This window comes from Paracoccus litorisediminis, from assembly GCF_009711205.1.
Lineage (GTDB): Bacteria > Pseudomonadota > Alphaproteobacteria > Rhodobacterales > Rhodobacteraceae > Paracoccus > Paracoccus litorisediminis.
Genome location: NZ_WMIG01000010.1, coordinates 52,047 through 76,516, shown reverse-complemented (window position 1 = coordinate 76,516; position 24,470 = coordinate 52,047). Strand labels below are relative to the sequence as shown.

30 protein-coding genes are annotated in these 24,470 nt (G+C 65.0%); 16 read left to right on the top strand and 14 right to left on the bottom strand.

Translation table 11 applies throughout. The annotated features are described in order from the left end of the window. Positions 1-162: 162 nt before the first annotated feature. From GL300_RS16380 to GL300_RS16370, 3 genes are read left to right on the top strand one after another with little or no spacing between them, the layout of a single operon-like run. Positions 163-819 (top strand): lysophospholipid acyltransferase family protein, encoded by a 657-nt coding sequence (locus tag GL300_RS16380; protein WP_211595133.1) that lies wholly within the window; start codon positions 163-165, stop codon positions 817-819. Then, the gene (locus GL300_RS16375; protein WP_155040734.1) at positions 819-1,763 is read left to right on the top strand and encodes a phosphatidate cytidylyltransferase; all 945 of its coding nucleotides are present in this window, start codon (positions 819-821) and stop codon (positions 1,761-1,763) included. Before GL300_RS16380 ends, GL300_RS16375 begins: the two co-directional genes overlap by 1 nt. Before the next feature lie 3 nt (positions 1,764-1,766). Then, entirely contained in the window at positions 1,767-2,405 is a 639-nt protein-coding gene (locus GL300_RS16370; RefSeq protein ID WP_155040733.1) for a CDP-alcohol phosphatidyltransferase family protein, read from the top strand. Here GL300_RS16370 and pdxR read toward each other — a convergent pair. After that, complete coding sequence (gene pdxR, locus GL300_RS16365) at positions 2,402-3,838, bottom strand: MocR-like pyridoxine biosynthesis transcription factor PdxR (protein ID WP_155040732.1); 1,437 nt, start codon at positions 3,836-3,838, stop codon at positions 2,402-2,404. The two genes, GL300_RS16370 and pdxR, sit on opposite strands and share 4 nt — an antisense overlap. Positions 3,839-3,946: 108 nt before the next feature. Between pdxR and GL300_RS16360 the strand changes: the two genes are divergently transcribed. Together GL300_RS16360 and GL300_RS16355 are read left to right on the top strand one after the other, a co-directional pair. Further along, entirely contained in the window at positions 3,947-4,594 is a 648-nt protein-coding gene (locus GL300_RS16360; protein ID WP_155040731.1) for an FMN-binding negative transcriptional regulator, read from the top strand. A gap of 18 nt (positions 4,595-4,612) precedes the next feature. Further along, complete coding sequence (locus tag GL300_RS16355) at positions 4,613-5,656, top strand: NAD(P)H-dependent flavin oxidoreductase (RefSeq protein WP_155040730.1); 1,044 nt, start codon at positions 4,613-4,615, stop codon at positions 5,654-5,656. 7 nt (positions 5,657-5,663) lie between these two features. Here GL300_RS16355 and GL300_RS16350 read toward each other — a convergent pair whose 3' ends face one another. Further along, on the bottom strand, positions 5,664-7,043 hold the full coding sequence (locus tag GL300_RS16350; protein WP_155040729.1) for a DUF1254 domain-containing protein: 1,380 nt from the start codon (positions 7,041-7,043) through the stop codon (positions 5,664-5,666). Then, positions 7,040-8,044: a DUF1254 domain-containing protein gene (locus GL300_RS16345; protein WP_211595130.1), complete on the bottom strand. Its 1,005-nt coding sequence runs from the start codon at positions 8,042-8,044 to the stop codon at positions 7,040-7,042. Before GL300_RS16345 ends, GL300_RS16350 begins: the two co-directional genes overlap by 4 nt. Before the next feature lie 166 nt (positions 8,045-8,210). Between GL300_RS16345 and GL300_RS16340 the strand changes: the two genes are divergently transcribed. Next, entirely contained in the window at positions 8,211-9,434 is a 1,224-nt protein-coding gene (locus tag GL300_RS16340) for a hypothetical protein (RefSeq protein WP_155040728.1), read from the top strand. Between the two features lie 72 nt (positions 9,435-9,506). After that, positions 9,507-10,646: a bifunctional transcriptional activator/DNA repair enzyme AdaA gene (locus tag GL300_RS16335; protein ID WP_155040727.1), complete on the top strand. Its 1,140-nt coding sequence runs from the start codon at positions 9,507-9,509 to the stop codon at positions 10,644-10,646. Here the strand turns inward: GL300_RS16335 and GL300_RS16330 are convergent. Both GL300_RS16330 and GL300_RS16325 read right to left on the bottom strand, forming a co-directional pair. Continuing rightward, a complete protein-coding gene (locus GL300_RS16330) occupies positions 10,580-10,822 on the bottom strand; it encodes a hypothetical protein (RefSeq protein ID WP_155040726.1) in 243 nt (80 codons plus the stop codon). The genes GL300_RS16335 and GL300_RS16330 overlap by 67 nt on opposite strands. Before the next feature lie 129 nt (positions 10,823-10,951). Beyond that, entirely contained in the window at positions 10,952-11,425 is a 474-nt protein-coding gene (locus tag GL300_RS16325) for a DUF3016 domain-containing protein (protein ID WP_155040725.1), read from the bottom strand. Positions 11,426-11,726: 301 nt separating this feature from the next. Between GL300_RS16325 and GL300_RS16320 the strand changes: the two genes are divergently transcribed. After that, positions 11,727-11,933 carry a cold-shock protein gene (locus GL300_RS16320; protein ID WP_155040724.1) on the top strand — a complete coding sequence of 69 codons (207 nt, stop codon included), beginning with the start codon at positions 11,727-11,729 and terminating at the stop codon, positions 11,931-11,933. A 120-nt stretch (positions 11,934-12,053) separates the two neighbouring features. On the opposite strand, the gene GL300_RS16315 is transcribed toward GL300_RS16320, so the two are convergent. Continuing rightward, positions 12,054-12,938, bottom strand: coding sequence for a LysR family transcriptional regulator (locus GL300_RS16315; RefSeq protein ID WP_155040723.1), 885 nt, complete (start codon positions 12,936-12,938; stop codon positions 12,054-12,056). 94 nt (positions 12,939-13,032) lie between these two features. Between GL300_RS16315 and GL300_RS16310 the strand changes: the two genes are divergently transcribed. Genes GL300_RS16310 through GL300_RS16300 form a run of 3 tightly spaced genes read left to right on the top strand, consistent with a single transcriptional unit; the run spans position 13,033 to position 15,352 of the window. Then, the gene (locus GL300_RS16310; protein WP_155040722.1) at positions 13,033-13,527 is read left to right on the top strand and encodes a lactoylglutathione lyase family protein; all 495 of its coding nucleotides are present in this window, start codon (positions 13,033-13,035) and stop codon (positions 13,525-13,527) included. 9 nt (positions 13,528-13,536) lie between these two features. Beyond that, the gene (locus GL300_RS16305; RefSeq protein ID WP_155040721.1) at positions 13,537-14,640 is read left to right on the top strand and encodes an alkene reductase; all 1,104 of its coding nucleotides are present in this window, start codon (positions 13,537-13,539) and stop codon (positions 14,638-14,640) included. Between the two features lie 40 nt (positions 14,641-14,680). Then, positions 14,681-15,352 carry a type 1 glutamine amidotransferase domain-containing protein gene (locus GL300_RS16300; RefSeq protein WP_155040720.1) on the top strand — a complete coding sequence of 224 codons (672 nt, stop codon included), beginning with the start codon at positions 14,681-14,683 and terminating at the stop codon, positions 15,350-15,352. A 12-nt stretch (positions 15,353-15,364) separates the two neighbouring features. On the opposite strand, the gene GL300_RS16295 is transcribed toward GL300_RS16300, so the two are convergent. Next, positions 15,365-15,976, bottom strand: a complete 612-nt coding sequence (locus GL300_RS16295; protein ID WP_155040719.1) for a LysE/ArgO family amino acid transporter — start codon at positions 15,974-15,976, stop codon at positions 15,365-15,367. Positions 15,977-16,064: 88 nt separating this feature from the next. Here GL300_RS16295 and GL300_RS16290 point away from each other — a divergent pair, with 88 nt between their 5' ends. Beyond that, positions 16,065-16,952, top strand: a complete 888-nt coding sequence (locus GL300_RS16290; RefSeq protein WP_155040718.1) for a LysR family transcriptional regulator ArgP — start codon at positions 16,065-16,067, stop codon at positions 16,950-16,952. On the opposite strand, the gene GL300_RS16285 is transcribed toward GL300_RS16290, so the two are convergent. From GL300_RS16285 to GL300_RS16270, 4 genes are read right to left on the bottom strand one after another with little or no spacing between them, the layout of a single operon-like run. Further along, positions 16,953-17,873: a DMT family transporter gene (locus GL300_RS16285; RefSeq protein ID WP_155040796.1), complete on the bottom strand. Its 921-nt coding sequence runs from the start codon at positions 17,871-17,873 to the stop codon at positions 16,953-16,955. Between the two features lie 2 nt (positions 17,874-17,875). Next, positions 17,876-18,466: a TetR/AcrR family transcriptional regulator gene (locus GL300_RS16280; protein ID WP_155040717.1), complete on the bottom strand. Its 591-nt coding sequence runs from the start codon at positions 18,464-18,466 to the stop codon at positions 17,876-17,878. A gap of 49 nt (positions 18,467-18,515) precedes the next feature. Next, the gene (locus GL300_RS16275) at positions 18,516-19,160 is read right to left on the bottom strand and encodes an aminotransferase class IV family protein (protein WP_155040716.1); all 645 of its coding nucleotides are present in this window, start codon (positions 19,158-19,160) and stop codon (positions 18,516-18,518) included. Next, positions 19,109-20,245: an aminodeoxychorismate synthase component I gene (locus GL300_RS16270; RefSeq protein WP_155040715.1), complete on the bottom strand. Its 1,137-nt coding sequence runs from the start codon at positions 20,243-20,245 to the stop codon at positions 19,109-19,111. The genes GL300_RS16275 and GL300_RS16270 overlap by 52 nt, the downstream gene beginning before the upstream one ends. A gap of 153 nt (positions 20,246-20,398) precedes the next feature. Between GL300_RS16270 and GL300_RS16265 the strand changes: the two genes are divergently transcribed. The 3 genes from GL300_RS16265 to ybaK all read left to right on the top strand — a co-directional run bounded on the left by GL300_RS16265 (position 20,399) and on the right by ybaK (position 21,837). Continuing rightward, entirely contained in the window at positions 20,399-20,758 is a 360-nt protein-coding gene (locus tag GL300_RS16265) for an ArsR/SmtB family transcription factor (protein ID WP_211595128.1), read from the top strand. Beyond that, the gene (locus tag GL300_RS16260; RefSeq protein WP_155040713.1) at positions 20,755-21,285 is read left to right on the top strand and encodes an SRPBCC family protein; all 531 of its coding nucleotides are present in this window, start codon (positions 20,755-20,757) and stop codon (positions 21,283-21,285) included. Before GL300_RS16265 ends, GL300_RS16260 begins: the two co-directional genes overlap by 4 nt. A 78-nt stretch (positions 21,286-21,363) precedes the next feature. Continuing rightward, positions 21,364-21,837, top strand: a complete 474-nt coding sequence (ybaK, locus tag GL300_RS16255; protein ID WP_155040712.1) for a Cys-tRNA(Pro) deacylase — start codon at positions 21,364-21,366, stop codon at positions 21,835-21,837. A 4-nt stretch (positions 21,838-21,841) separates the two neighbouring features. Here the strand turns inward: ybaK and GL300_RS16250 are convergent, their stop codons facing one another. Next, complete coding sequence (locus GL300_RS16250; protein WP_155040711.1) at positions 21,842-22,303, bottom strand: cupin domain-containing protein; 462 nt, start codon at positions 22,301-22,303, stop codon at positions 21,842-21,844. 107 nt (positions 22,304-22,410) lie between these two features. On the opposite strand from GL300_RS16250, the gene GL300_RS16245 reads away from it, so the two are divergent. Continuing rightward, complete coding sequence (locus GL300_RS16245) at positions 22,411-23,328, top strand: LysR family transcriptional regulator (RefSeq protein ID WP_155040710.1); 918 nt, start codon at positions 22,411-22,413, stop codon at positions 23,326-23,328. 12 nt (positions 23,329-23,340) lie between these two features. On the opposite strand, the gene arsH is transcribed toward GL300_RS16245, so the two are convergent. Together arsH and GL300_RS16235 are read right to left on the bottom strand one after the other, a co-directional pair. Then, positions 23,341-24,054, bottom strand: a complete 714-nt coding sequence (gene arsH / locus GL300_RS16240; RefSeq protein WP_281353149.1) for an arsenical resistance protein ArsH — start codon at positions 24,052-24,054, stop codon at positions 23,341-23,343. Continuing rightward, complete coding sequence (locus GL300_RS16235) at positions 24,047-24,466, bottom strand: arsenate reductase family protein (protein WP_155040708.1); 420 nt, start codon at positions 24,464-24,466, stop codon at positions 24,047-24,049. The genes arsH and GL300_RS16235 overlap by 8 nt, the downstream gene beginning before the upstream one ends. Positions 24,467-24,470 lie beyond the last annotated feature (4 nt).

The window sequence follows — 24,470 nt, the reverse complement described above, 5'->3', positions numbered from 1 at the left end:
CCGGGTCTCCTCCTGTCGCAAATCCGGGCGCATGACGCCGCAGGCGGCCCGATAAAGCGCGCCGCCCCCTGTGGCAACCGAAATCACGCGGGCGTGGGTGGTTGATCGCGCCCCCGCAATATTGCCATAACCCCCTTGTCGGGAACGGCAAGGGGGGACGGGATGGCGATTCAGGGTATGCGCAGCGGGCTGGCGCAGTTCAGCGGGCGGGCCATCACCTTTTTCGCGCGCGCGGTTACGGCGGTGCGTCCGGTCTGGCAGGGCCTAGACCCCGGTCAGGTGCGGCAGCGCATCTATTTCGCCAATCACGCGAGCCATGGCGATTTCATCCTGATCTGGGCCGTGTTGCCGCCGCGCCAGCAGCAGGCGACCCGACCCGTCGCCGGGGCCGATTACTGGCAAAAGGGGCGCTTGCGCAGCTTCATCGGGCAGGATGTGTTCAACGCTTTGCTGATCCAGCGCAATAACGGGCAGACCACCACCGGCCCGGTCGACCTGATGGCCGAGGCGCTGGACGCCGGCGCGTCGCTGATCGTGTTCCCGGAAGGCACGCGCAACCAGACGGACGAGGCGCTGTTGCCCCTGAAAAGCGGCCTCTATCACCTTGCCCGCCAGCGTCCGCAGGTCGATCTGGTCCCGGTCTGGATCGAGAACCTGAACCGGGTCCTGCCCAAGGGCGCGCTGATCCCCGTGCCGCTGATGTGCAAGGTGATCTTCGGCGCGGCTCTGCATGTCGCACCGGATGAGGCCAAGGACGATTTCCTGAACCGCGCGCGCGCGGCGCTGCTGTCGCTCAAACCCCAGCCCGAGGCCACCTGATGGATGATGCACGTTCCGACCTTCTGACCGTTATCGCCGGGATCGGCGGCGTGCTGGTCTTTGCATCCGTCGTCGGCTGGGCGCTGGCGCGGCGCTATTCGCCGCAGGGCGAAAGCTCCGCCATCGAGAACCTGAACGACCGCATCCGCGCCTGGTGGGTGATGACGCTGGCCCTGGCGCTGGCCTTTCTTGGCGGGCATGTGGGCGTGATCGCGCTGTTCGCGCTGTGCTCTTTCGCCGCCCTGCGCGAGTTCATGACCCTGACCAACGCCACCCGCGCCGATCACAACACGCTGGCGGCGGCGTTCTTCATCGTGCTGCCGGTGCAGTTCTGGCTGGTCTGGATCAAGTGGTACGGGCTCTATTCGATCTTTATCCCGGTCTATGTTTTCCTGCTGCTGCCGATCATCTCGGCCTTGGCGGGGGAAACCCGCAACTACCTGATCCGCATCGCGGAAATGCAATGGGCGCTGATGATCTGCGTTTTCTGCGTGTCGCATGTCCCGGCGCTTTTGAACCTGAACATTCCGGCCGGGCGGGGCGTGCTGCTGATCGCCTTTCTGGTGATCGTCGTGCAGCTTAGCGACGTGCTGCAATATGTCTGGGGCAAGCTGATCGGGCGGCACAAGATCGCGCCGAAGCTTTCGCCCTCGAAAACGGTCGAGGGGTTCATCGGCGGCAGCCTGTCCGCCACGCTGATCGGCACGGCCCTGTGGTGGATGACGCCCTTTACGCCGCTGCAGGCCGCGGGGATGAGCCTGCTGATCACGATGATGGGCTTTGCGGGCGGGCTGGTCATGTCGGCGATCAAGCGTGATCGCGGCGTCAAGGACTGGGGCCATTCCATTGCCGGGCATGGCGGTTTCATCGACCGGCTGGATTCGGTGCTGTTCGCCGCGCCGATCTTTTTCCACGTCACCCGATATTTCTGGAAACTGGGATGAACCATGGCCGAGCCTGAAAATCGCCGCCCCCTTGCCAGCCGCGACACCCGCTGGGCCGCGCGCATCACCCGCTGGCTGGCCGGAACCGGTATTACCCCGAACCAGATCTCGATTGCCGGGATCGGGGCCGCGCTGCTGGCGGGCGGCTGCTTCTGGCTGGCGGGCGAGGCACAGGGCAGGGCGATCTGGCTGATCCTTGGCGCGGCCTTCTGCCAGTTGCGGCTGCTGTGCAACCTGTTCGACGGCATGGTCGCGATCGAGGCCGGGCGGGCCTCGCCCGATGGCGGGTTCTGGAACGAGTTTCCCGACCGGGTCGCCGATCTGCTGATCCTGATGGGGGTGGCCATGGGCGTGGGCCAGCCTGCACTTGGCTGGGCGGCGGTCAGCTTTGCCTTTCTGACTGCCTATGTCCGGCAATTGGGGATCGGCTGCGGCGCGGGCGCGGATTTCGCCGGACCGATGGCCAAGCAGCACCGCATGGCGCTGGTCACTGGCGCAGCGCTGCTGTCCTTGGCCGAGCCGCTATGGGGCGGGCAAGGTGATATCCTGCGCGCGGCGTTGTGGATCATCGCCATCGGCGCGGCCCTGACCGCCTTGCGCCGTGCGACCCGGCTGGTCAGCAAGCTGCGCGCAGGCGTCTAGTCCCAGGGACCGGCCTCAAGGACCGAAGCCAGCATCCCGACGCCGGTTTCGATCTGGCGCAGGCTCAGCGCCGAATATCCCATGACCAGACCCGGCATGGCGGGTCGGGGCTGCCCAATGGCCGAGTAATGCGGCGCGATGGAATGCAGGCCCAGACCACGGGCATGGGCGGCGCGGATCAGTGCGGCCTCGCGCTCATGCGGGATATGGGGGAACCATGCGACCAGATGCAGGCCCGCGGCCTCGCCCTCGATCCGCAGCTTCGGGCCGAAATGCCATTGCAGCGCGGCGATCAGGGCGCTGCGGCGGTCATTGTGGTGACGCCTGATCCTGCGGATATGGGCCTCATAGACGCCGGATTCGATCAGGCTGGCCAGGGCGTCCTGCTCCAGCGCCGGGGCGTGGCGGTCGGTCAGGCGCTTGGCGGCGGCAAAGGCGTCGGACAGATCGCGCGGCACCACCATGTAGCCCAGCCGCAGGGTTGGCGACAGGGTCTTGGAGACGGTGCCCAGATAGATCACCCGGCCATTGTCATCCAGCTTGTGCAGCGGTGGCACCGGGTCGAGGTCATAGCGGTATTCGCCGTCGTAATCGTCCTCGATCACATACGCCCCTTGGGTGGCGGCCCAGTCCAGCACCCGGCTGCGTCGTAGCATGGGCATGACCCCGCCCAGCGGAAACTGGTGCGAGGGGGTCAGATAGACCAGCCGCGCCGAAACCCCCTCAAGCGTCTCGGTCATCAGCCCGTCCCGGTCCACGGACAGCGGGATCTCGCGCGCGCCGGTCGCGGCAAAGACATTGCGGGCCATCGGATAGCAGGGGTTTTCGATGGCAAAGCTGTCCGTGGGGTCCAGAAGCAGTCTTGCGCACAGGTCCAGCCCCTGCTGCGAGCCGTTGACGACGATGATCTGGTCCAGATCGCAGTGCAACATCCGCGCCCGCCACAGATAGCCCTGCAGCGCCCGACGCAGCCGCACCGTGCCGCGCGGGTCCTGATAGGACAGCCGCTCGGGGCGCTGCATGGCGGCGTTCGAGACCGCCTTGCGCCAAAGCGCGGTCGGGAAATCTGCGGCCGCGACATCGCCATGGCGGAAATCGACCGCCAGCCCCTCGCGCCGGTATTCGGGCCATGACGGGATTGCGGCCATTCGGCGGCCAAAGGCGGACAGCGCCGAGGGTGCGTTGGCCAGCGGTTTGCGGGGGGCATCGGGCAGCATTGCCGACGCGATGACCCTTGGCCGCGCGCCCTGCCGGACCTCGATATAGCCTTCGGCCAGAAGCTGGTCGTAGGCGGTGGTCACGGTGGTGCGCGACACGCCCAGCTCAGCTGCAAGCGCGCGAGATGAGGGCAGGCTATCGCCCGGCGACAATGTTCCGCCCAGAATCTGATCGCGCAATTCCTGACAGATCTGGCGCGCGCCCGTGCCGCTCATGTCCTTGGCCTTTCTGCAACTGGCCCACGAAAATTGCCACAAACTGGCCCTGTCCTCCAGACCAGTCGCGATGGCAGAAGCGGGTATCACCTGCAAGCCGGACCTGCCATGTATATCCCGCCCCATTTCGCCGAAATCCGTCCCCAGATCCTGCACGACCTGATCGATCAGCACCCTTTGGGCATCCTGATCACCCATGGCGCGGGCGGGCTGGATGCCAATCACATCCCCTTTCACTTGCTCCGCGATCAGGGCACGCTTGGCAGCCTGACCTGCCATGTCGCGCGCTCCAATCCAGTCTGGCAGCAGCTGGCGACCGGGGACGAGGTGCTGGTCGTCTTTCGCGCCGCCGAGGCCTATGTCTCGCCCAACTGGTATCCCAGCAAGCACGAGACGCACCGGCAGGTGCCGACCTGGAACTATGCCGTGGTCCATGCCCATGGCCGGGTCACCCTGCGCGATGACGAACGCTTCCTGCGCCATAACTTGGCCTTTCTGACCAAGCGGCATGAGGCCGCGCAGCCCGTGCCATGGAAGATGGGCGATGCGCCGCGCGACTATCTGGATGCGATGCTGAAGGCGATTGTCGGGCTGGAAATCCAGATCACCCGGCTGGAGGGCAAGTTCAAGCTAAGCCAGAACAAGGAGGCCCGCGATATCCACAGCGCCGGAGAGGCTCTTTGCGATCAGGGCGACAGCGCGCTTGGCGCGGCGATGATTGCAGTCGCTGCGGGAAAGGCGCAGGAAGCAGGCTGACGAACGAGGAGGCAAGCGATGTTGAATCTGGGATTGGAACTGCCGATCATTCAGGCGCCAATGGCGGGGGTCTCGACGCCCGCGCTGGCAGCGGCAGTGTCGAATGCGGGCGGGCTGGGCTCGTTGGGGATCGGGGCCAGCACGGTCGCGCAAGCCCGCGCGGCCATCGAGGAAACCCGTGCCCTGACCGCCAAGCCCTTCAACGTCAACGTTTTTTGCCACCAGACCGCGCCGCGCGACCCCGATGCCGATCAGGAATGGCTGAGCTTTCTGGTCCCGCTTTTCGCGGAATTCGGCGTGCAACCGCCCTTGGCGCTGGAGGAGATCTATCCCAGTTTCCTCAGCGGCGATGAGGCATTCCGCATGCTGCTGGACACCCGCCCGGCTGTCGTCAGCTTTCATTTCGGCCTGCCGCCGCAGGACCAGATCGCTGCGCTGCGCGAATTGGGCATTTTCACCATGGCCAGCGCCACGAACGCCGCCGAGGCCCGCGTGATCGAGGTCGCTGGCGTTGATGCCATCGTTGCCCAAGGGATCGAGGCCGGGGGCCATCGCGGCATGTTCGACCCGACCGCCCCTGATGAGCGGCTGCCGACTTCGGTTCTGGTTCGGCTGCTGGTCGCGGGAACCCGCCTGCCGGTGATTGCGGCGGGCGGGATCATGGACGGGCAGGGGATCGCCGCGGCCCTGCGGCTGGGCGCCGCGGCGGCGCAATTGGGCACGGTCTTTATCGCCTGCCCGGAATCCGCCGCCAATGCCAGCTACCGCCAGAACCTGCTGGGTGCGCGCGCGCAGCATACCCGGTTGACGCCGGTGTTGTCGGGCCGTCCGGCACGGGGCATGGTCAACCGCTTCATCGACTATTGCGAGCGTGACGGCAGCCCGCGCCCCGCCGCCTATCCCCGTGCCTATGACGCGGCCAAGCAGCTGTTCGCCGTCGCCCAGCGTCAGGGAGATTTCGAATTCGCGGCGCAATGGGCAGGGCAGGGTGCACCGCTTGCCCGCGCGCTGCCCGCGACCGAACTGGTCGGGCAACTGGCGCAGGAACTGGCCACGGGCTGACGCGCCGCTATTTCGGGACGGGTTCCAGCGGCGGCTGCTTCCAACTGCCGTCAATGGCGGCGGGCTTGGGCAGATAAAGCCGCATGACCACGTTCATCGGCCCATCCGGCGCGGGCAGCCAGTTCGTTTCCAGATCCGGGCCGGGGCTTTCATGCTGCAGATACAGGGTCAGGCTGCCATCCTTAGCGGTCTTGAGACCGGGCAGCATGGGCGAGTTGATCAGGTAGCGGTTCAGCGGGTTGTCGACCAGAAACCGGGTCTTGCCGTCATACATGGTCACCGACCAGAAGGCATCGACCGGGGGCATGGCGTCCTTGGTGAAAGTCAGGCGATAGTTCGATTTCGACCCGTCCAGCGGGTTACCCTGCGCATCCAGCGGAAAGTTGGGGTAAAGCGCCTCGGCGGTCGAATTGCCGTATAGCCCGGCCAATGCTGCAACGGCGCGTTCGACATCCTTGCCGCGCATTTCCTCGGGGGTGCCGAACATCCCGGCCGATGACGTCAGCTTATGCGCGCGGTCCTCAAGCTCGGCCTTGGCCGCATCGGCGGCAGTGGTGATGGCGGCAAGCGTTTCGGGGGTCATCCCCTCGGGCGGCCATGGCGCGCCGGGGGCTATGCCGATGGTGGCAAAGCGGGCGCGCAGGTCGCCTTCCCACGGCAAAGGCGGTGCGAATTGCAGCAGGAAATTCGCGTATTTCCAGAAATCCGGCTGCGCGGTTTCCCGGCTGATCCTGGGCCAGTCGATAGCCGGGGCGGCGGGCGGCGCGGCGGCTCCGGTGAAGCTGGACAAAGGCTCGGCCAGATAGCCTTTCTGGATTTCCTGCACGCGTGGCATGTCGTCCGAACCCATCAGCTGCGTGCGAAAGAAGGCCAGCGCAAGGTGCGTGGGCATTCGGATCACCCGCTTGACCCCCTTGGGCGGGTCGCCCTTCCAGTCGGGTCCGGCGATCAGGAAATCTCCGCCGTCATTCCCATCCACACGCGTGCCCAGATAGTCCACGTTGTCGGTGTAAAGGTCGATCAGCTGGGCCGAGTAATAGCGCCCTGGTTCGATCTGCGGCAGGGTCAGCACCAAAGGCTCGGCGCGCAGATCCATCATCAGGTAGGAATAGGGCGTGTCCGAATTCGGCGTCACCACACCGGTATCGGCGGGGGTATAGACGCGGGCCTCGTTATGGACGGCGTTGGGCGGCCCCTTGTACTGACTGCCCGAGGGGTCGAGCATCCATTGATAGATCGACAGATAGTTTTCCACCATCGGGAACAGGTGGATATAGGCGTCATGCGCGGTCGTGGCCACGTCACCGGCAGGCGCGGTCTGGGCATGACCCAGCATCGGGAGGACGGCAATCAGGGCCGCCGATTGCAGCAATTCACGGCGATTCATTTCGTCACCTCGGCCATGGGAAAGGTCCAGCTTCCGTCAAGGATCGCGGCTTGCGGGCGATATAGCCGCACCATGTAGTTCCAGCCCTCGGTGATCGGCAGGCAGTTCGGAATGTCCGCCGCGCAGCCGCCGAACTGGATCGCCACGCTGCCGTCATCGGCCTTTTTCGCGGTGACATTGTTGAAGGAATAGGCGTTCAGGTCATTGGGCTGGTAATAGCCGTTCTTGTCATAGACCGAGACCGACCAGAACCCGTCCACCGGAACGTCCTTGACCAGCAGCTTGTAGACAGTCTGCCCGTCATTCCTTTCCGGTACGAAATTCAGATACAGCGCGTCCTTTTCCGGGTTGCCGCCCCAGGCATAGGCGGAGCCCAGCAGATGGCGCACCGGATCGACCTGATCCTTGGTGCCGAACATGCCGCGCGTATCGGGCAGCATCGCGGCCAGCGCATTCAGATGCTGGCGGACCTGACCCTGACTTTCCGGGTCCCATTCCGGCACGGTAAACGCGCCGGGCGCGGCCTGTTCGACCTGCAACTGGTCCTGCAGGGCATGGACGGCCTTCAGATCCTCGGGGTCGTTCGGATTGACCAGCGTGCGCACCGCCAGCACCGCATAGCGCGTGCCGACATTCTGTTGCGTCAGGTCATAGGTGCCGGGTTCGTACCAGACGAAGGGGACATAATGATCCTCATTGACGACCTGGGCCGAGATGAAGCGCTCGCCTGCGTCGGGAACGGTCAGTCTGGCCGGACCTGCATCAAGGTCCAGCACAAGGGACGAATACAACGTGTCCCGGTTCAGGCGGATGACGGTCTGGTTATCCAGCGGACTGGGTTCGCGGGTATGGTGCCACTTGCCGACTCCGCCAAGCTTGGCGGCATTGCCGATGAACAGATCGGATTCCGCGCGGATGAAATTATCGGTGGTCACCGGAAGCGGATCGGCCAATGCGGCCATCGGCAATAGCATGAGCGAAAGGAATGCTGGCTTGATCATCGTTCCTCACTGTGGCGGGGCCAGTATCGAGAAAGTCCGAAGTTCCCGGCAGCTTCGGTCTTGGCGCAGAGTCTGGCAAGGGAATTGATCGCCGAGCGGTTGCGGGCTCGTCTGCGGGATGAGACCCGGCTAGGATCGGGGGAGAAGATCCTGACACGAGGTTGCCATGCGCGCGATGATGCTTTGCCTTGCTCTGGTCCCTGCGGCGGGTGTCGCGCAGGATGCCGCCCCGCTGACCCCTTCGCCGATTTCGGCCGAGATCGCGAAAGACGGTATTTCTCCGGTTCTTGAACGCTTGCAGGCGCTGTCCGCCCCCAGCCCGGATGAGCGCTTTGCCACCGCCGGGCTGGAGTTTCTGGCCGCGGTCGAGGCCGCCTATCAATGGCGGATGGCGCATCAGGTCGGCACCGAATGGGGAATGATGTTCGGCATGGGGGCGGATCTGCCGACGGATGCGCGGGGTACGCCCTTTCCGCCCGAGGCGCTGGCCCAGCAGACTGCCGCCACCCTTGCCGCGATGGAGCGGTTGCAGAAGCCCCTGCAAGGGCTGGCCGAGGGGCCGGAATTCGGCGTGACGCTGGCGCTGTCGGATCTGTGGTTCGACGTGGACGGAGACGGCAAACGGTCGGCTTGGGAAGGCGCAGGCGATCTGCTGAACGGTGTCGCCTATTTCCGCGAACCGGCCTTTGACCAAAGCGGCCAGCCCTTGCCCTTGGCCGATCTGCCCGTCATCCGTTTCGACAATGCCGATGCGGCCTGGCTTTCGGCCTATGGCCATCTGGTCGCGGGCATGGCCGAGCTGGTTCTGGCCTTTGACCCGACCCCCAGCCTGCAAAAAGTCTGGGATGCCCGCAAGGCGATCGACAGCCACCGTGTGCCGGGGGCGGAATCCGCGCTGGGTTCGTTCGACGCCATGTTAGAGCCGGTCGCGGCTGTGCTGGACATGCTGCGCCACCAACCCGATCCGGCGCGGACGCGGGCGGCAAGGGATCACTGGCTGGGCACGGTCCAGCAAAACCGCCTGTTCTGGAAACTGGCGGAAGCCGAGACCGACAATGCCGGCGAATGGATTCCGAATGACCGTCAGGTTTCGGCCACCGGGCTGATCTTTCCGCCGGGAACCGGCCCGGCATGGCTTTCGGTGCTGGACGATGCTGAGGCGGTGCTGACGGGCCGGAAATCCATCCCCTTCTGGCGTGCGCCGGTCGGGTTGGATCTGGCAAAATGGCTGCAGGACCCGGTGCCTTTGCCGCTGGATGGGGCCATTCAGGGATGGGCGGTCACCGATTTCCTGACCGACGCGCCGATGGTGACGCCGGAAAGCTTTGGCCGCTTCAGCCAGATGTTCCTTGAGGGCGGGCCGTTTCTGGCCATGGTGATGATCAACTGAGCCCGGCAGAAAATCTGCAATAGACGCCCGATTTCCGACCGCCGGCCCCGCGGGGTGATGCTAGAAGGGGGCATGCTGTTTGACCTTCCTGACCATGACACTCTTTATCAGGCGCTGCTGGCCCGTGATGCCCGTTACGACGGGCAGGCCTATGTCTGCGTCGCCTCAACCGGGGTTTTCTGCCGCCTGACCTGTCCGGCGCGCAAGCCTCTGCCCGAGAATTGCAGCTTTCACGCCACGATCGGCGCCTGCATCGAGGCCGGGTTCCGCCCCTGCAAACGCTGCCATCCCTTGCAGGCCGCCGCCAATGCCGATCCGACCATCGCGGCGCTGCTGCGCTTGCTGGACGATGACCCGCAGCGGCGCTGGTCGGAACGCGATCTGGAACGGATGGGCTATGACCTGTCCACCGTGCGCCGCAGCTTCAAGCGGCATTTCGCGATGACATTTCTGGACATGGCGCGGCAGAGGCGGCTGCGCGAAGGCTTCGAGACGCTTGTGGATACGGGCCGCGTCATTGCCGCGCAGCAGGATGCGGGCTTCGATTCCCCCAGCGCCTTTCGCGCGGCCTTTGCCCGCATCCTTGGTTGCGCACCCGCCGATCTGACGCAAGGCGGGCTTCTTGTCGCGGATTGGATCGCGACGCCGCTGGGCGACATGGTTGCGGTTTGCAGCCAGACCCATCTGCATCTGCTGGAATTCATCGAACGCAAGGCTCTGCCGACCGAATTGCAGAAACTGCGTGAGACGACCCCCGGCGGCATCGGCATCGGTCGCAATCGGATCACCGAGCAGGCCAGAGCCGAATTGCAGGCATTCTTTGACGGTCGCCTGCCGCGTTTCGAGACCCCGATCCACCAACCCGGCAGCGCCTTCAGCCGCGAGGTCTGGGCTGAATTGCGTCGCATTCCCGCAGGCGAAACCCGCAGCTATGCCCAGCTTGCCGAGGCCATCGGCAGGCCCTCGGCCACCCGCGCCGTGGCCCGCGCCAATGGGGCGAACCAGATCGCGCTGATGGTGCCCTGCCATCGCGTCATCGGCGCGGATGGGTCGCTGACCGGCTATGGTGGCGGGCTGTGGCGCAAGCAGCGCCTGCTGGAGATCGAGGCGCAGTATCGCGCCGCCCGACCTGTCGGCAATCGCCCTCAGGCGGGGATATTGCCGATCTCTTCCGAGATGCGGACCGGATCGTCGGGCAGTTCGACGCCATAGAAACGCGCAGCAATCTGGCGCAGCAGGACGATCTCGCTGGCCATGAGCGCCGCGACCTTGCCCTGCAGATTGACCAGATCCATCGAATGCAGCGCCGTGTCCAGATCGGTCAGGGACGCCGCCGCCGCCTTGATCGTTTCCAGAAGGTCCGAGCGCGTTTCGCTATCTAGTTGCATGGTTTCTGCCAATTGTTCGCTTGCGTTGCGCGGCGCTGCTTAAACGTCGAGCGACCGGTTGGCCATGCCCCGTTGCAAGATAGGCGGGTTTTTACCGATAATTGTTCAACCGTGAGCCGAACGTGTTGATCAGGGACGAAAAGTTTTCCTGAACCAGTCGTCCAGCAGCAGCTTTTCATGGATGAGGCGTTCGTCATCGCCTCGGGCGCGGGGGTCGGACAGATAGTTGATATCGGACAATTGCGCCGTGCCCTGCCGGATCGGCTTGCCATTCTGGAACAGGGTATAGTGCAGATGGATGCGCGGCGGGGTGATGTCGCGCAGGATGCGGACATCCTGCCAGCCGGTACGCCATTGCTCATATTGACCGGCCAGATCCAGACGGGTGATCTGGATATGCAGGACCTCGCCCGGTTTCAGGTAGCGTTCGCCCAGTCGCTGGATGCGTCGGTCCAGTTCCGCCGCGACCGTGCGGCGATCGCTTTCGGTGCGCAGGTCCGGGTCATGCGAATTGGCCAGTGCGGCGTAGTTCACCACCACCTCGGCCCAAAGCGGCGACCCGGCCAAGCTTAGCCCAAGGGCAAGACAAAGAGCGCGGATCATGACTGCTCCTCCATGGGCGCTGTGCGGCCACGGCCATTGCGCCCGACCCGATTCAAGCACCGCGCCGGGGGAATGTCCATCTAAGCAGGCGGGATTCTGCGGCAAATTGGCCATAATCATCGTCGATCTGCCCGTCGGGGTTGAACCGGGGTTGCCTTTTTGCGGGGCTGCCTTCATACCTTTGCCTGCTATGTTATTTCTGTCTGCATCCTGTGACCGTTCGGCTTCAGCCTGCGTTTCGATCTGACTGAGCCGGGTCGCCGCATGTCGTGGGCGACACTAAACTTAAGGAGATCTCTCCATGGCCAACGGCACCGTGAAATGGTTCAACGCAACCAAAGGCTTCGGCTTCATCGCCCCTGAAGATGGCGGCAAGGACGTTTTCGTCCACATCTCGGCTCTTGAGCGCGCTGGCATCCAGCACCTGAACGACGGCCAAGCCGTTTCGTTCGACATCGAATCGGGCCGCGATGGCCGTCAATCGGCCCGGAACCTGGTTCTGGCCTAAGCCTATCGCGACAAGATCTGGTTCGGCTGGCTACGGCCGAACCTTTACGGCCCCACGCAGGCGGGGCCGTTTTGCTTTTCCGGGACAGAAAAGCCGCTTCCCCCTAAAAATCGCCACGGCCTAAAGCCGCCCCACGACCTGCGCCACCAATGCGCGGATGCGTGTCATCCTTGCGGGCAGCACCCTTCCCTTGCGTTGAACCAGCCATAATTCGTGTCGCACCGGGTGATCCAGCCGCGCCACCGTCAGCCTGTCGCGCAGCGCCGAGGTGTCGATGCCGCTGCGGGGCAGGATCGTATAGCCCATGCCCCTCGCCACCGGTTCGGGGATCTGGCCGATCTGGTTGATGAAGCTGCGCAGGCGCAGCCCCTCGATCCCCCGGAAGTCCTGCGGGAAGTTCAGAGACAGCAATTCCTCGGCATGGGCATAGCCATCGGGATGGGCGATGAAGCCACATTCCTGAAGATCGGCAAAGCTGACTTGCGGGGCAGCACCGCCCGGCAGGATCAGGCACAGCTCATCCGTGCCCAGCCTTTCGCCGTCCAGACGAGGATGGCCGGGCGCGTGATCGGTGATGCCCAGATCGAAGCTGCCTGAAAGCAACCCTTCGGGGACGCGGCCCTGCGGCGTGGCCTCCAGCCGGATGACCAGCCCAGGCGCGCGTTCCATCAGGTCAAGGAAATGCGGGTAAAGCAGCAGGGCAAGGCTGCCCGAGCAAGCCAGCGTGACCTCTCCCAGATCGGGATCATCCTGCAGCAGGTCCTGCCGCAGGGCGCGTTCTTCCTCTCGGCGGCGCAGGCCTAGGGCCAGCACGGCCTCGCCCGCCGGGGTGAGGGTGAAGCTTTTGCCCTGACGCGCAATCAACGCCTGACCGACCTGTTGTTCCAGCTTGCGCAGATGCTGCGAGACGCCGGGCTGGGTCATGTTCAGCCGCTCGGCGGCACGGGTGAAATGGCCCACCCGGTACAGGGTCACGAATGTCTCCAGCCATTGCGCGTTCAGCATCACCATTCCGAAACGTAATCATCATCCAAGTAAATGATAATTTCACAATCGGGGATGCCAAGCCCATTTCTGGCTCAGCAGACAGGAGAGACCCATGACCACGCCCCGCACGTTTTCCCATATCGGCCTGTCGGTCCCGGATCTGGACCGCGCGGTCGAGTTCTATCGCGACGTGATGGGCTTCTATGTCATCATGCCGCCGACCGAGATTGTGCAGGACGACACCGATATCGGCGTGATGTGCAACGATGTCTTCGGCCCCGGCTGGGACAGGTTCCGCATCGCCCATATGGCGACCGGCGACCGGATCGGCATCGAGTTGTTCGAGTTTCCCGGCAACCACCCGCCAGCCGACAACCTGCCCTTCCGCCAGACCGGCTTGTTCCATTTCGCCATTCAGGACCCGGATGTCGAAGGCCTGCTGGCCCGCATCATTGCGGCAGGCGGCAAGGCCCGGATGCCGGTTCGTTCCTACTTCCCCGGCAAGAAGCCTTACCGGATGGTCTATGTCGAGGACCCCTTCGGTATCGTCTTTGAGCTGTATTCCCACAGCTATGAGCTGACCTATTCCGCCGGCGCCTATAACTGAGAGTTCCCCATGACCAACCTGTTCGACAGCATCCAGATCGGCCCGCTGCGGCTGAAAAACCGCGCCGTCATGGCGCCGATGACGCGGGCCCGTGCGCCCGGCAACCTGCCCACGGCCGAGATGGCCCGCTATTACGCGCAGCGCGCCAATGCCGGGTTGATCGTGACCGAGGGGACGGTGATCTCACCCGAGGGTTCCGGCTTTGTCGATTGTCCCGGCTTGTGGTCCGAGGATCAGGTCGCCGCTTGGCAGCCGGTGACACAGGCCGTCCATGATCAGGGCGCGGCGATCTTTACCCAGATCTGGCATGTCGGGCGGATGAGCCATGTGTCCCTGCAACCGGGCGGGACAGCGCCCATCAGCGCCACCGGGCGTCCGGCGGCGAATTGCTCGGCCTTTGGCTATCTGCCTGACGGGTCGGCGGGCTTTGTCCCGGCCTCGACCCCGCGGGCGCTGGAAACCGCTGAGATTCCCCGCGTGGTCGAGGATTTCGCCCACGCCGCCGAAAATGCCATCCGCGCGGGCTTCGACGGGGTCGAGATTCACGGCGCAAATGGTTATCTGGTCGAGCAATTCCTGAACGGTGCGGTGAATGACCGGACCGACCGCTATGGCTCGCAAAGCGTCGAAAATCGCATCCGCTTCGCGCTGGAAGTGGTCGATGCCTGCATTGTGCGGATCGGGGCCGAACATGTCGGCATCCGCCTGTCGCCCTTTGGTCGCCTGCACGATCTGGGCGATTTCGAGGGCGAGGAAGAAACCTTCCTTGCGCTGGCCCGCGCGCTTTCGGAACGCGGCGTGGCGTTCGTGCATATCATGGACCAGTCCTCGCGCGGGGCGCCTGCCATGCCCGAGGGCTTCTTGCAAAAGTTCCGCGCGGCCTATCAGGGCGTGCTGATCCTTGCCGGGGGCATGGACCGCCAGAAATCCGATGCGATGCTGGCCGAAGGGCTGATCGACATGGCCGGGTTTGGCGCGGCCTTCACCTCGAACCCCGATCTGGTCGAGCGGATGCGTCACGGCTGGCCGATCGTGCGTCCCGACCCGGCCAGCTTCTATGGCGGCGATGCCCGCGCCTATACCGACTGGCCGACATGGCTGGAACAGGCCTGAGCCTGACGTGTTGACCCATCAAACCAAGCAGGAGAGTCCCATGAAACCGATCCTCATCGTCATGACTTCGCATTCGCAAAAGGGGGATACCGGCCAGCCGACCGGCTATTTCCTGTCCGAAGTCACCCATCCGCTGGCGGTGTTCGACCGCGAGGGGCTGCCGGTGGCCTTCGCCTCGATCAAGGGCGGTGAGCCGCCGGTGGACGGGTTCGATCTGGAGGACGCAACCAATGCGCGCTACTGGAACGACCCGGATTTCCGCGCCCGTATCGCAGGCAGCCTGAAGCTGGCGGATGTGAACCCCGCCGATTATTCGGCGATCTTCTTTGCCGGAGGGCATGGCGCGGTCTGGGATTTCCCGGTCTCGGCGGCGGTCAATGAAAAATCCCGCGCGATCTGGGAGCAGGGTGGCGTTGTCGGCGCGGTCTGCCACGGTCCGGCGGCGCTGACCAATGTGACGCTTGCCGACGGCAAACCGCTGGTTGCCGGGCGCAAGGTCGCGGCCTTTACCGATGCCGAGGAAGTGGCGGTCGGCCTGCAGGATGTCGTGCCGTTCCTGCTGTCCTCGCGATTGGCGGAACTGGGCGCGCAGATGCAGCCCGGCCCGGACTGGACCGAGACGGTCGCGGTCGATGGGCGTCTGGTCACCGGCCAGAACCCGCAATCCGCCAGCGCCGTGGGCGAGGAAATCGCCAAGCTGCTCAAGGCGTAATGCGTGGGGGGCTTAGCCCCCCATCAGCAGCCGTGCCGCGATCGACCACATCATGACGGCGATCACCGCCTCAAGGATGCGCCACGCGGCGGGGCGGGCAAAGATCGGGCGCAGTCGCGTCGCTCCGAATCCCAGGGCAAAGAAGAACAGGAACGATCCCAGGATCGCACCGATGGCGAATGAGCCGCGCGCGCCTGTGAACTGCCCGGAAATCGTGCCCAGCAGTACCACCGTGTCCAGATAGACGTGCGGGTTCAGCCAGGTAATGGCCAGACAGGCCAGCAAGGTCCCGGTCAGATCGTCCATGGTCTGACCCGGATCTGTGGCCAACGCGTCGTTGGAACGCAGCGCCGCGCGCAGGCTTTTCGCCCCGTACCAGAACAGAAAGGCCGCCCCCAGCAAGCGCATGGCGGGCTCCAGCCATGGCAACCAGCCCGCGATACGGCCAAAGCTGGTGATCCCCAGCGTGATCAGCGCCGCATCCGAGACCGCGCAGGCCAGCACCACCGGCAGCACATGCTGACCCTTCAGCCCCTGCCGCAGCACAAAGGCGTTTTGCGCCCCGATGGCGACGATCAGACCAAGACTCATCATCATGCCGGTCAAAAAGACTGAAAATTCCATGCCACGCTCCGCTGAATGCATTGCCGGACCTAGGGTGGGGCGCTAAATTAGGCAAATTAATTTCCCTAACTAGAATTCAGGAAATCTAATGATGGATTATCCCGCGCTTCGGGCCGTGGCGGCTGTGGTGCAAAGCGGCAGCTTTGAGCGGGCGGCGGCAATGCTGGGGGTGACGCCCTCGGCCATCTCGCAGCGGGTGAAGCATCTTGAGGAACGGTTGGGCACGGTGCTGATCGAGCGCGGCCAGCCCTGCATTGCCACCGAAAAGGGCGCGTGGCTGTGTCGCCACATGGACCGGGTCGGCATGCTGGAACAAGAGCTGATGCAGCAACTGCCGGAACTGGCCGCGCCCGCGCAGCGGGTGACGCTGGCGATTGCCGCCAACTCCGACAGCGTCGGTACCTGGTTTCTGGATGCGGTGGCCGAGTTCACCAGAACCAGCGACTATCTGATGAACATTGCCATCGACGATGAGGAAAACACCGCCGACTGGCTGCGGCGGGGCCGGGTCTTTGCGGCGGTGACCTCGGTCGAAAAGCCGGTGCAGGGTTGCCGGGGCACGCCTTTGGGCAGCCTGCGCTATCACGCGACGGCCAGCCCGGAATACATGCGGCGGCATTTCCCGGATGGGGTGACGGTCGCGGCGCTGACGCAGGCGCCTAGCCTTACATTCGATCATAAGGATGACCTGCAACGTCTTTGGATCAAACGGAATTTCGGCCATGATCTGGCCCATCCGACGCATTGGCTGCCCTCGACGCAAAGCTTTGTCGATGCCTGCGTCGCGGGTATCGGCTGGGCAATGAATCCGGCGCAACTGGCCCGCGACCATCTGGCCGCCGGGCGTCTGGTCGAGCTGCTGCCCGGTGCCACATTTGACCGGCCGCTTTACTGGCAGGTCAGTCGCTTGGCTGCCGACCGGCTGGCCGGGCTGACCCGCGCCGTGCTGGCCACAGCCCGGCGCGAACTGGTCTGATCAGGCCCTTTGTGCGGCCCGGACAGGCATCCGCAAGGGCACGGTGATGACGATCAGGCAGGACACGATCAGGGTGACGCCCAGCCATCCCATCGCGCTCAGCCTTTCGCCGACGATCAGGATGGCAAAGACCGCGGCCACCACCGGCTCGGTCAGGGTGACGGTCGTGGCGGTGCTGGCCGGGATGCGGGCCAGCCCGTAGCCAAAGGCCAGATAGCCCAGAAACATCGGCACCAATGCCATGTAGATCCCGACGGCGGCATTGTTCCATGATTGCAGGAACGGTCCGCCCGTCGCGATCAGCACCGGCATCAGCAGCAGCCCGCCAATGCCAAACGTCGCGCCCATTGCGACCTTCGACCGGATGCCGCGCAGCATCACCCCGCGCGCGGTCCACGAATACAGTGCATAGGTCAAGCCGCCGATCAGTCCCAGCCCGATCCCCGGCAGCGCCATGTCGCCGCCAGTTGCACCGGGATGGGCGGCACCCTTGGCCGCGCAAAGCAGCACGATCCCCAGCAGTCCGATCCCCGCCCCGATCAGCCAGCGCGGCGATAGCCGTTGCCGGTCAAGGACATATTCGATCATCGCCGAAAACAGCGGGGCCGAGCCGATCGTCACCACCGTTCCGATCGTCACACCCGCCAGCCGCATCGAGCCATAAAAGGCCAGCGGATAGATCGCGACCGCGATTCCGCCCAGAACCAGCTTGCGCCAATGGGTCAGCAGGCCGGGCAGGCTGGCGGCGATGCTGCGCCCGGCGAACAGCGCCTGCGCAATCCCGCCCAGCCCCATCGCCGCCGCGCCGATGGCGGCGGCCCCCACATCGGGGGCAAAGGTCGCGGCCGTCCCCGTCGTGCCCCAGACCACCGAGGCGAACAGCACCGCCGCGATGCCAAGCGCGTAATCCCTTGAGCCCATGTTCACAGCGTCTCCAGCAGGTCGGTGGCCATGTCGCGCGCCTCGATCATGCGGGCGCTGGTCCCTTCCAGACCCGCCCGCGCCATCGCGCCTTCCAGCAGAAAGCTAAGCTGCCGGGCCAGATGGGCCGCACGGATGGGGTCCTGCGGCAGCAATTCCGTCAGCGGGGCCAGCAGCAGCGTTTCGACCTCTTCCTTGTGGCGGCGGACGGCATCGCGGCCCGCATCGCCCGCAGTCAGTTCGGCGGCGGCATTCAGCAGGCCGCAGCCACGAAAGCCGCGCTCATAGGCGTATTCGGCATGGTCGCGATAGGCGTCGAACACCGCCAGCAGCCGGTCCCGAGGCGTGACCGCCCCCTCCAACCGCGCGTGATACAGGTCCAGCCATTCCTGATGCCGCGCCTCAAGATACTGGCTTACCAGATCGGCCTTGGAGGCGAAGTTGTTATACAGGCTTTTCTTGGCCACTCCGGCCCGTTCGACGATGGCGTCGATCCCGGTGCCGCCGATGCCGTTGTTGTAGAACAGGATGGCGGCGGCGCGCAGCAGCCTGTCGCGCGCGCTTTCGGGGGGGTGTTTCGCGGGCTCGTCCATGGCGCTCCTCGGTGTAGGTAGATCGGTATACCTACTTTGAGGGCGTGGATCAAGTCAGTTCAGCCGGGATCAGGCCGCGCAGCGAATTGCCCATCCAGATCCGGGCGCGGGGCAGTTCCGACAGGTGCAGAACCCGTTCGCGGCATTGCCCAAGCGCCAGCATTTCGCCACGCAGCACGCCGGGCAGCAGACCGCAGGTCAGGGGCGGAGTGTACAGCCCGTCGCCCAGATCGTAGAAGATATTGGTGATCGTGCCCTCGCAGATTTCATTGCGCTCATTGAGGAAGGCCAGCTCGTCAATGCCCGGCGGCAGGGCGGCGCGGCTTTGATCGTAAAGCGCGCGATGGGTCGATTTGACCGAAAGCCAAGGATTGTCCGAGGAGATCCGCGCATCCGCCAGCGCCACCCGCCACAGGGGCGGGGTCGGGACCAGCGCGCCCGTCGTCACATTGACTGCGCCCAAGGCGTCCAGCGTCAGCCGCATCCGTGCCGGTCCCACGGGCGCGGCCTGCCGCAATGCGGTCTCGGCAGCGACAGGATCACAACGCCAGCCCAGCCGCGTGGCGGATTGTGACAGTCGCGCCAGATGGCGGGGCAGGCGGATCAGGTCGCTGCCGTCCCATAGCAGCGTCTCGATCAGCTTCAGGTCCGGCCCAGATCCGTGAAACGGGTTTTCCACAGGGCTTCCTCCCATTCTCCGGACGCGGTGGAATCCTGCACCACGCCGCCGCCGACATTCATCAACACGCGACCGTCCGGGAACAGCCGCAAGGTGCGGATCGCGACATTGAACGACGCGCTGCCATCCGGCCCCATCCAGCCCATCGCCCCGCAATAGACGCCGCGCGGGAAGGGCTCCAGTTCCGCGATGATCTGCATGGCGCGGATCTTGGGCGCGCCGGTGATCGAGCCGCAGGGGAACAGCGCCTGCATCAGCCGGTCCAGCCGCGCTGGTCCGTCTAGCCGCCCGACCACCCGCGAGATCATCTGATGCACGGTCTCCAACGCATCGACGCGGAACAGTTCCGGCACCTTGACCGAGCCGACCTGCGCGATGCGGGCAATGTCATTGCGCAGCAGATCGACGATCATCAGGTTCTCGGCGCGGGTCTTGTCGCTGTCCTGCAACTCCTGCGCCAAGGCGCGGTCGCGGATGGGGTCGGGGTCGCGGGGCGCGGTGCCTTTCATCGGCCGGGTCTCGATCCCGCCATCCGCATCAAGACGAAAGAACAACTCGGGCGAGCGCGAGATGATCACCGGTCCCACGCCCATATCGGCATAGGCACCGTGCCCGACCGGCTGGCGCTGCCGCAAGGCCGCGTAAAGCCCAAGCCCGGTGCCATTTTCCAGCCGGGTTTCCAGCGGGAAGGTCAGGTTCACCTGATAGCAATCGCCCTGAGCGATGTAATCGGCCAGCCGCCGGAAGCGCGTGTGATAGCCGGACTCATCCATCAGCGGCACCAGATCGGCCAAACGCGCCTGATCGGCCTGCTGGGCGGCGGCGTCCAGAAACCCGTCCGCAGGTTGCGGGCCGTCGTGGATGCCAAAGGCCAGCAGGGGTTCATTTTCCGGCAGGCGCATCAGGGGGCGCAGACGGGGCTCCAGCGCCAGCCCGGCCTCATAGCCGATCCAGCCCGCGACCCATGCACCTTGCGCCCGTGCCGCCTCGATCTCGCGCAGCGCGGGCAGCACCTCGTCAGCGGTCCAGGCGACGACCAGATGGCGCGGATCGCGAAACAATGCGGCGCGTTCCCCCGGCCCGTCTTCGAAAAGGATCATGCCCACTCCGGCAGCAGTGAATTCTTGCCCGCTGATGCCCCAGCGCCAAGGGTCTGTCCAGCGGCAGCACGCCGCATTTCATTTAACCAAATTGTTGACTGATGATGCGACCGGGTATAATTTAACAATATGGTTGAACAAGAATCGCACCCCATGGACACCATCTTTCACGCGCTGAGCGACGAGACCCGCAGGCAGATGCTGCACGACCTTGCCGATGGCGAGCGCAGCGTGACCGAGCTGGCCGCGCCGCATGACATGTCGCTGGCTGCGGCCTCAAAGCATATCAAGGTGCTGGAAAAGGCCGGGCTGATCCGGCGCGAGATCCGCTGGCGGACCCATATCTGCCATCTGGAAGCCGCGCCGCTGAAGCGCGCCCATGACGAACTGGCCTTCTATGAGCGGTTCTGGACCTCGCGCCTTGACGTGCTCGAACGGCTTTTGGCCGAAGAGGACGCGCAGCAGCGCAAGGACAAAGACAACCCTAACCCAAGCCACGGAGACGACCGATGAAAGATCTGGAATTGGCCGATCGTTTCGGCACCCTCGTCAATCCCACGACGCTTGTGATCCGGCGCTGGCTGCCCGGACCGATCGAAAGGATCTGGTCCTACCTGACCGACAGCGACAAGCGCCGCAAATGGCTGGCCTCGGGCGATATGGAGCTGACTCCCGGATCGCCGCTGGAACTGGTCTGGCGCAATGACGATCTGAGCCGCCCCGGCGATCCGCGACCCGACAACTTTCCGGCCGAGCATCGGTTGCAAAGCCGGGTCATCGCCGCCGATCCGCCGCACCGGCTGGTGATCGGTTGGGGCGAGGGCGATGTCACCTTTGAACTGCAGCCCAAGGATGGGCGGGTGCTGCTGACGCTGACCCATACCGGCCTGACCGAGCGCTCGACCAAGGTCGGTGTCAGTGCCGGGTGGCACGTGCATCTGGACCTGCTGGTGGCCGAAGCCTCGGGCGATACGGCGTCCAGCTTCTGGAAGGACTGGACCGTCCTGCGCCAGACCTATGATGAGCGGATTCCGCAATAGCGGGCTCTGGCATCGGGACGCGGGCCATGCTTCATTGCCGCCCGGCCGGACATTTCCGGCGCAGGCAGGAGAAGAAGCATGGCCCGCGGCACCCCCGCAACGCTGGTCCTGAGCAAGGCCGGGATCACCTTTGAACTGGTCGAATATGATTACGACCCCGGTGGCGAACGGGTCGGCCTGCAGGCCGCCGAGGCCATGCAGGTCACGCCGGATCGGGTGTTCAAGACCCTGATGGCCGAGGTCGATGGTAAGCCCATCTGCGCCATCCTGCCCTCGGATGCCGAGGTTGACATGAAGGCGTTGGCTGCCGTCTGCGGTGGAAAATCGGCACGGATGATGAAGCCCGACGTGGCGGAACGGATGACCGGCTACAAGGTCGGCGGGATCAGCCCGCTGGGCCAGCGCAAGCAGGTCACGGCCCTGCTGGAGCAATCGGCGCAGACCCACGCCACCATCTATGTCAATGGCGGCAGGCGCGGGTTGCAGATCGTGCTGGCCCCGGATGACCTGACCCGCGCACTGTCCTGCGACATGGCGAAGTTCGCGCGCTAGGCTGTCAGGCCACTGCCGCCGCCAGCGCCGGAACGAAGCGCAGGTTGAACCGCGCGGCCAGACTGTCGATGGCCTGCGGCGTCTGCGGGTCTTCGACCTCGACCGCACCGAAAAAGCCCTCGAAGCCGCCGGGCGTCACGATGGTCATCACCCGCCCGGCGCTGTCGCCAATATTCTGGAAGCGATGCACCGCGCCGCGCGGGACGACGATCAGCCCGCCGGCCTCAAGCTCGACCCGCGTGCCGTTGCACCAGAAGGCGAAGCAGCCGTCGAGCACGCGAAAGAATTCATCCTCGCGTTCATGGACGTGCATCGGCGGGCCTTCTCCGGCAGGGATGCAGGATTCAAAGACGCCAAGGCGGCCGCCAGTGGCCTCGGACGGGATACGGATCAGATGCGGGCCAAAGCCCCTGGCCAGTTTCCCTTCGCCTGCGGGCGAAATGGCGGCCTGTTCAAAGCTGGTCATTCGGTTCTCCATCAAGACGATTGTTTTCGGATGCGACCGCTATAATCTGGGCCATGCTGGCCGATAAAGCGGCCGGATCCCGCTGCACTGTCCAGATGGTTTGACGAATGAAGACCGTCGATCCGCTTTACGGCATCGCCGCTTTCCTTGCCGTGGCCGCGCATGAAAGCTTCACCGCGGCCGCCGAAGGGCTGGGCCTGTCGCGGGCCACGGTCAGCGCGCAGGTCGCGGACCTTGAGCGGCGTCTGGGCGTGCGGCTGTTCCATCGCTCGACCCGGCTGGTGCGGTTGACCCCGGCGGGGCAGGTTTACCGCGATCACCTGTCCGATCTGGGCCAGCGCGTCGATCTGGCCGAACGCGCGGCCCGTGCCGAGCATACCGCCCCCGAAGGCCGGTTGCGCCTGACCGCACCACCGGATTTCTGCCAGCGTTTCCTGATCCCATGGACCGCCGAGTTCCTGTCCGCCCATCCCGGCATGCGGATCGAGCTGGACCTGTCGAATGACGAGCGCAACCTGATCGAAGGCCGTTTCGATCTGGCGATCCGGGGCACGATCGCGGTCGGGCCGAACCTTGTGACGCGGGCGCTGGGGGCGTCACCGCTGATGACGTGCGCCACGCCCGACTATCTGGCGCGGCGTGGGCGGCCCATCCTGCCCGGCGATCTGGTCGGGCACGATCTGCTGCATTTCGCGCCCCTGCGGCGGGGGCGGGTCTGGACGATGACCCGCGAGGATGAGCAGGTTGCCGTCCCGATCCTGCCCCGGCTGGAGTTGAATGACGGTAGCGCGCTGATGATCGCGGCGCTGAATGGCGCGGGCATCTGCCAATTGCCCGCCTTTGTCGTGGGCGACGAACTGCGCGCCGGGCGGCTTGAGGCCGTGCTGACGGATTGGCGCGCGGGCGAGGTGCCGCTGCATGCGGTCTATCCCGACAACCGGCTGATCGCCCTGCGGGTCAAGGCCTTTGTCGATTTTCTGGCCCGCAAGTCCAGGCGTCAACCGGATCTGTCGGGTAAGCCCTGACGCGGCGCGCCGTCAGACGGCCTGCTTCTGGTTCACCCGGCGCGATAGTTCTGCACGGCTTTCGACGCGCTCGGAATAGCGGTCGACCAGATGATCGCGGATGTCGCGGGTCAGCAGGGTGAAGCGGACCAGTTCCTCCATCACGTCGACGATCCGGTCGTAATAGGGCGAGGGCTTCATCCGCCCGGTCTCGTCGAACTCGTCCCATGCTTTCGCGACCGAGGATTGGTTGGGGATGGTCAGCAGTCGCATCCAGCGGCCTAGGATGCGCAGTTGATTGACGGTGTTGAAGCTTTGGCTGCCGCCGCAGACCTGCATCACCGCCAATGTCTTGCCCTGCGTCGGGCGCACCCCGCCCAGTGACAGCGGAATCCAGTCGATCTGGGTCTTCATCACCCCCGACATTGCCCCGTGCCGTTCCGGAGAAGACCAGACCATGCCCTCGCACCAGCCGACCAGATCGCGCAGTTCCGCGACCTTGGGGTGATCGGCGGTTGCCTCATCGACCATGGGCAGGCCATGCGGGTCGAAGAAGCGTGTCTCGGCACCCAAAGCTTGCAAAATGCGCGCCGCTTCCTCGGCTGACAGCCGCGAAAAGCTGCGTTCGCGCAGCGAGCCGTAAAGCAGCAGGATGCGCGGCGCATGGCTGCTGCGTTCGGTCGGGAACAGTTGCGCGGGTTCGCTGGGGGCGAAGCAGGCGGGCTGGATATTGGGAAGGTCAGTCAAGGATCTCGCCCTTTTCATTCAGGATCATCTGGCCGTCTTCCTTGAACAGCGGACCGGGAGGCAGGCGGTCCAGCAAGGGCAGCACCGTTTCGGACGGGCGGCACAGGCGCGTGCCCTTGGGCGAGGCGACGATGGGTCGGTTGACCAGCACCGGATGGGCCAGCATCGCCGCCAGGATCGTTTCGTCGCTGACGCCTTCGTCCAGCAGACCCAGTTCGGCGGCGGGGGATTTTGTGGTCCTTAGCGCCTGACGCGGGGTCAGGTCGCAGGCCGCGAACAGCGCCAGCAGTTGCGGCCGGGTCCAGCCATCGGACAGGTAGTCGATGATGACGGGATCAGACCCCGAGGCGCGGATGATCTGTAGCACGTTTCGGGATGTGCCGCAGTCGGGGTTGTGGTGAATGACGATCATCGCG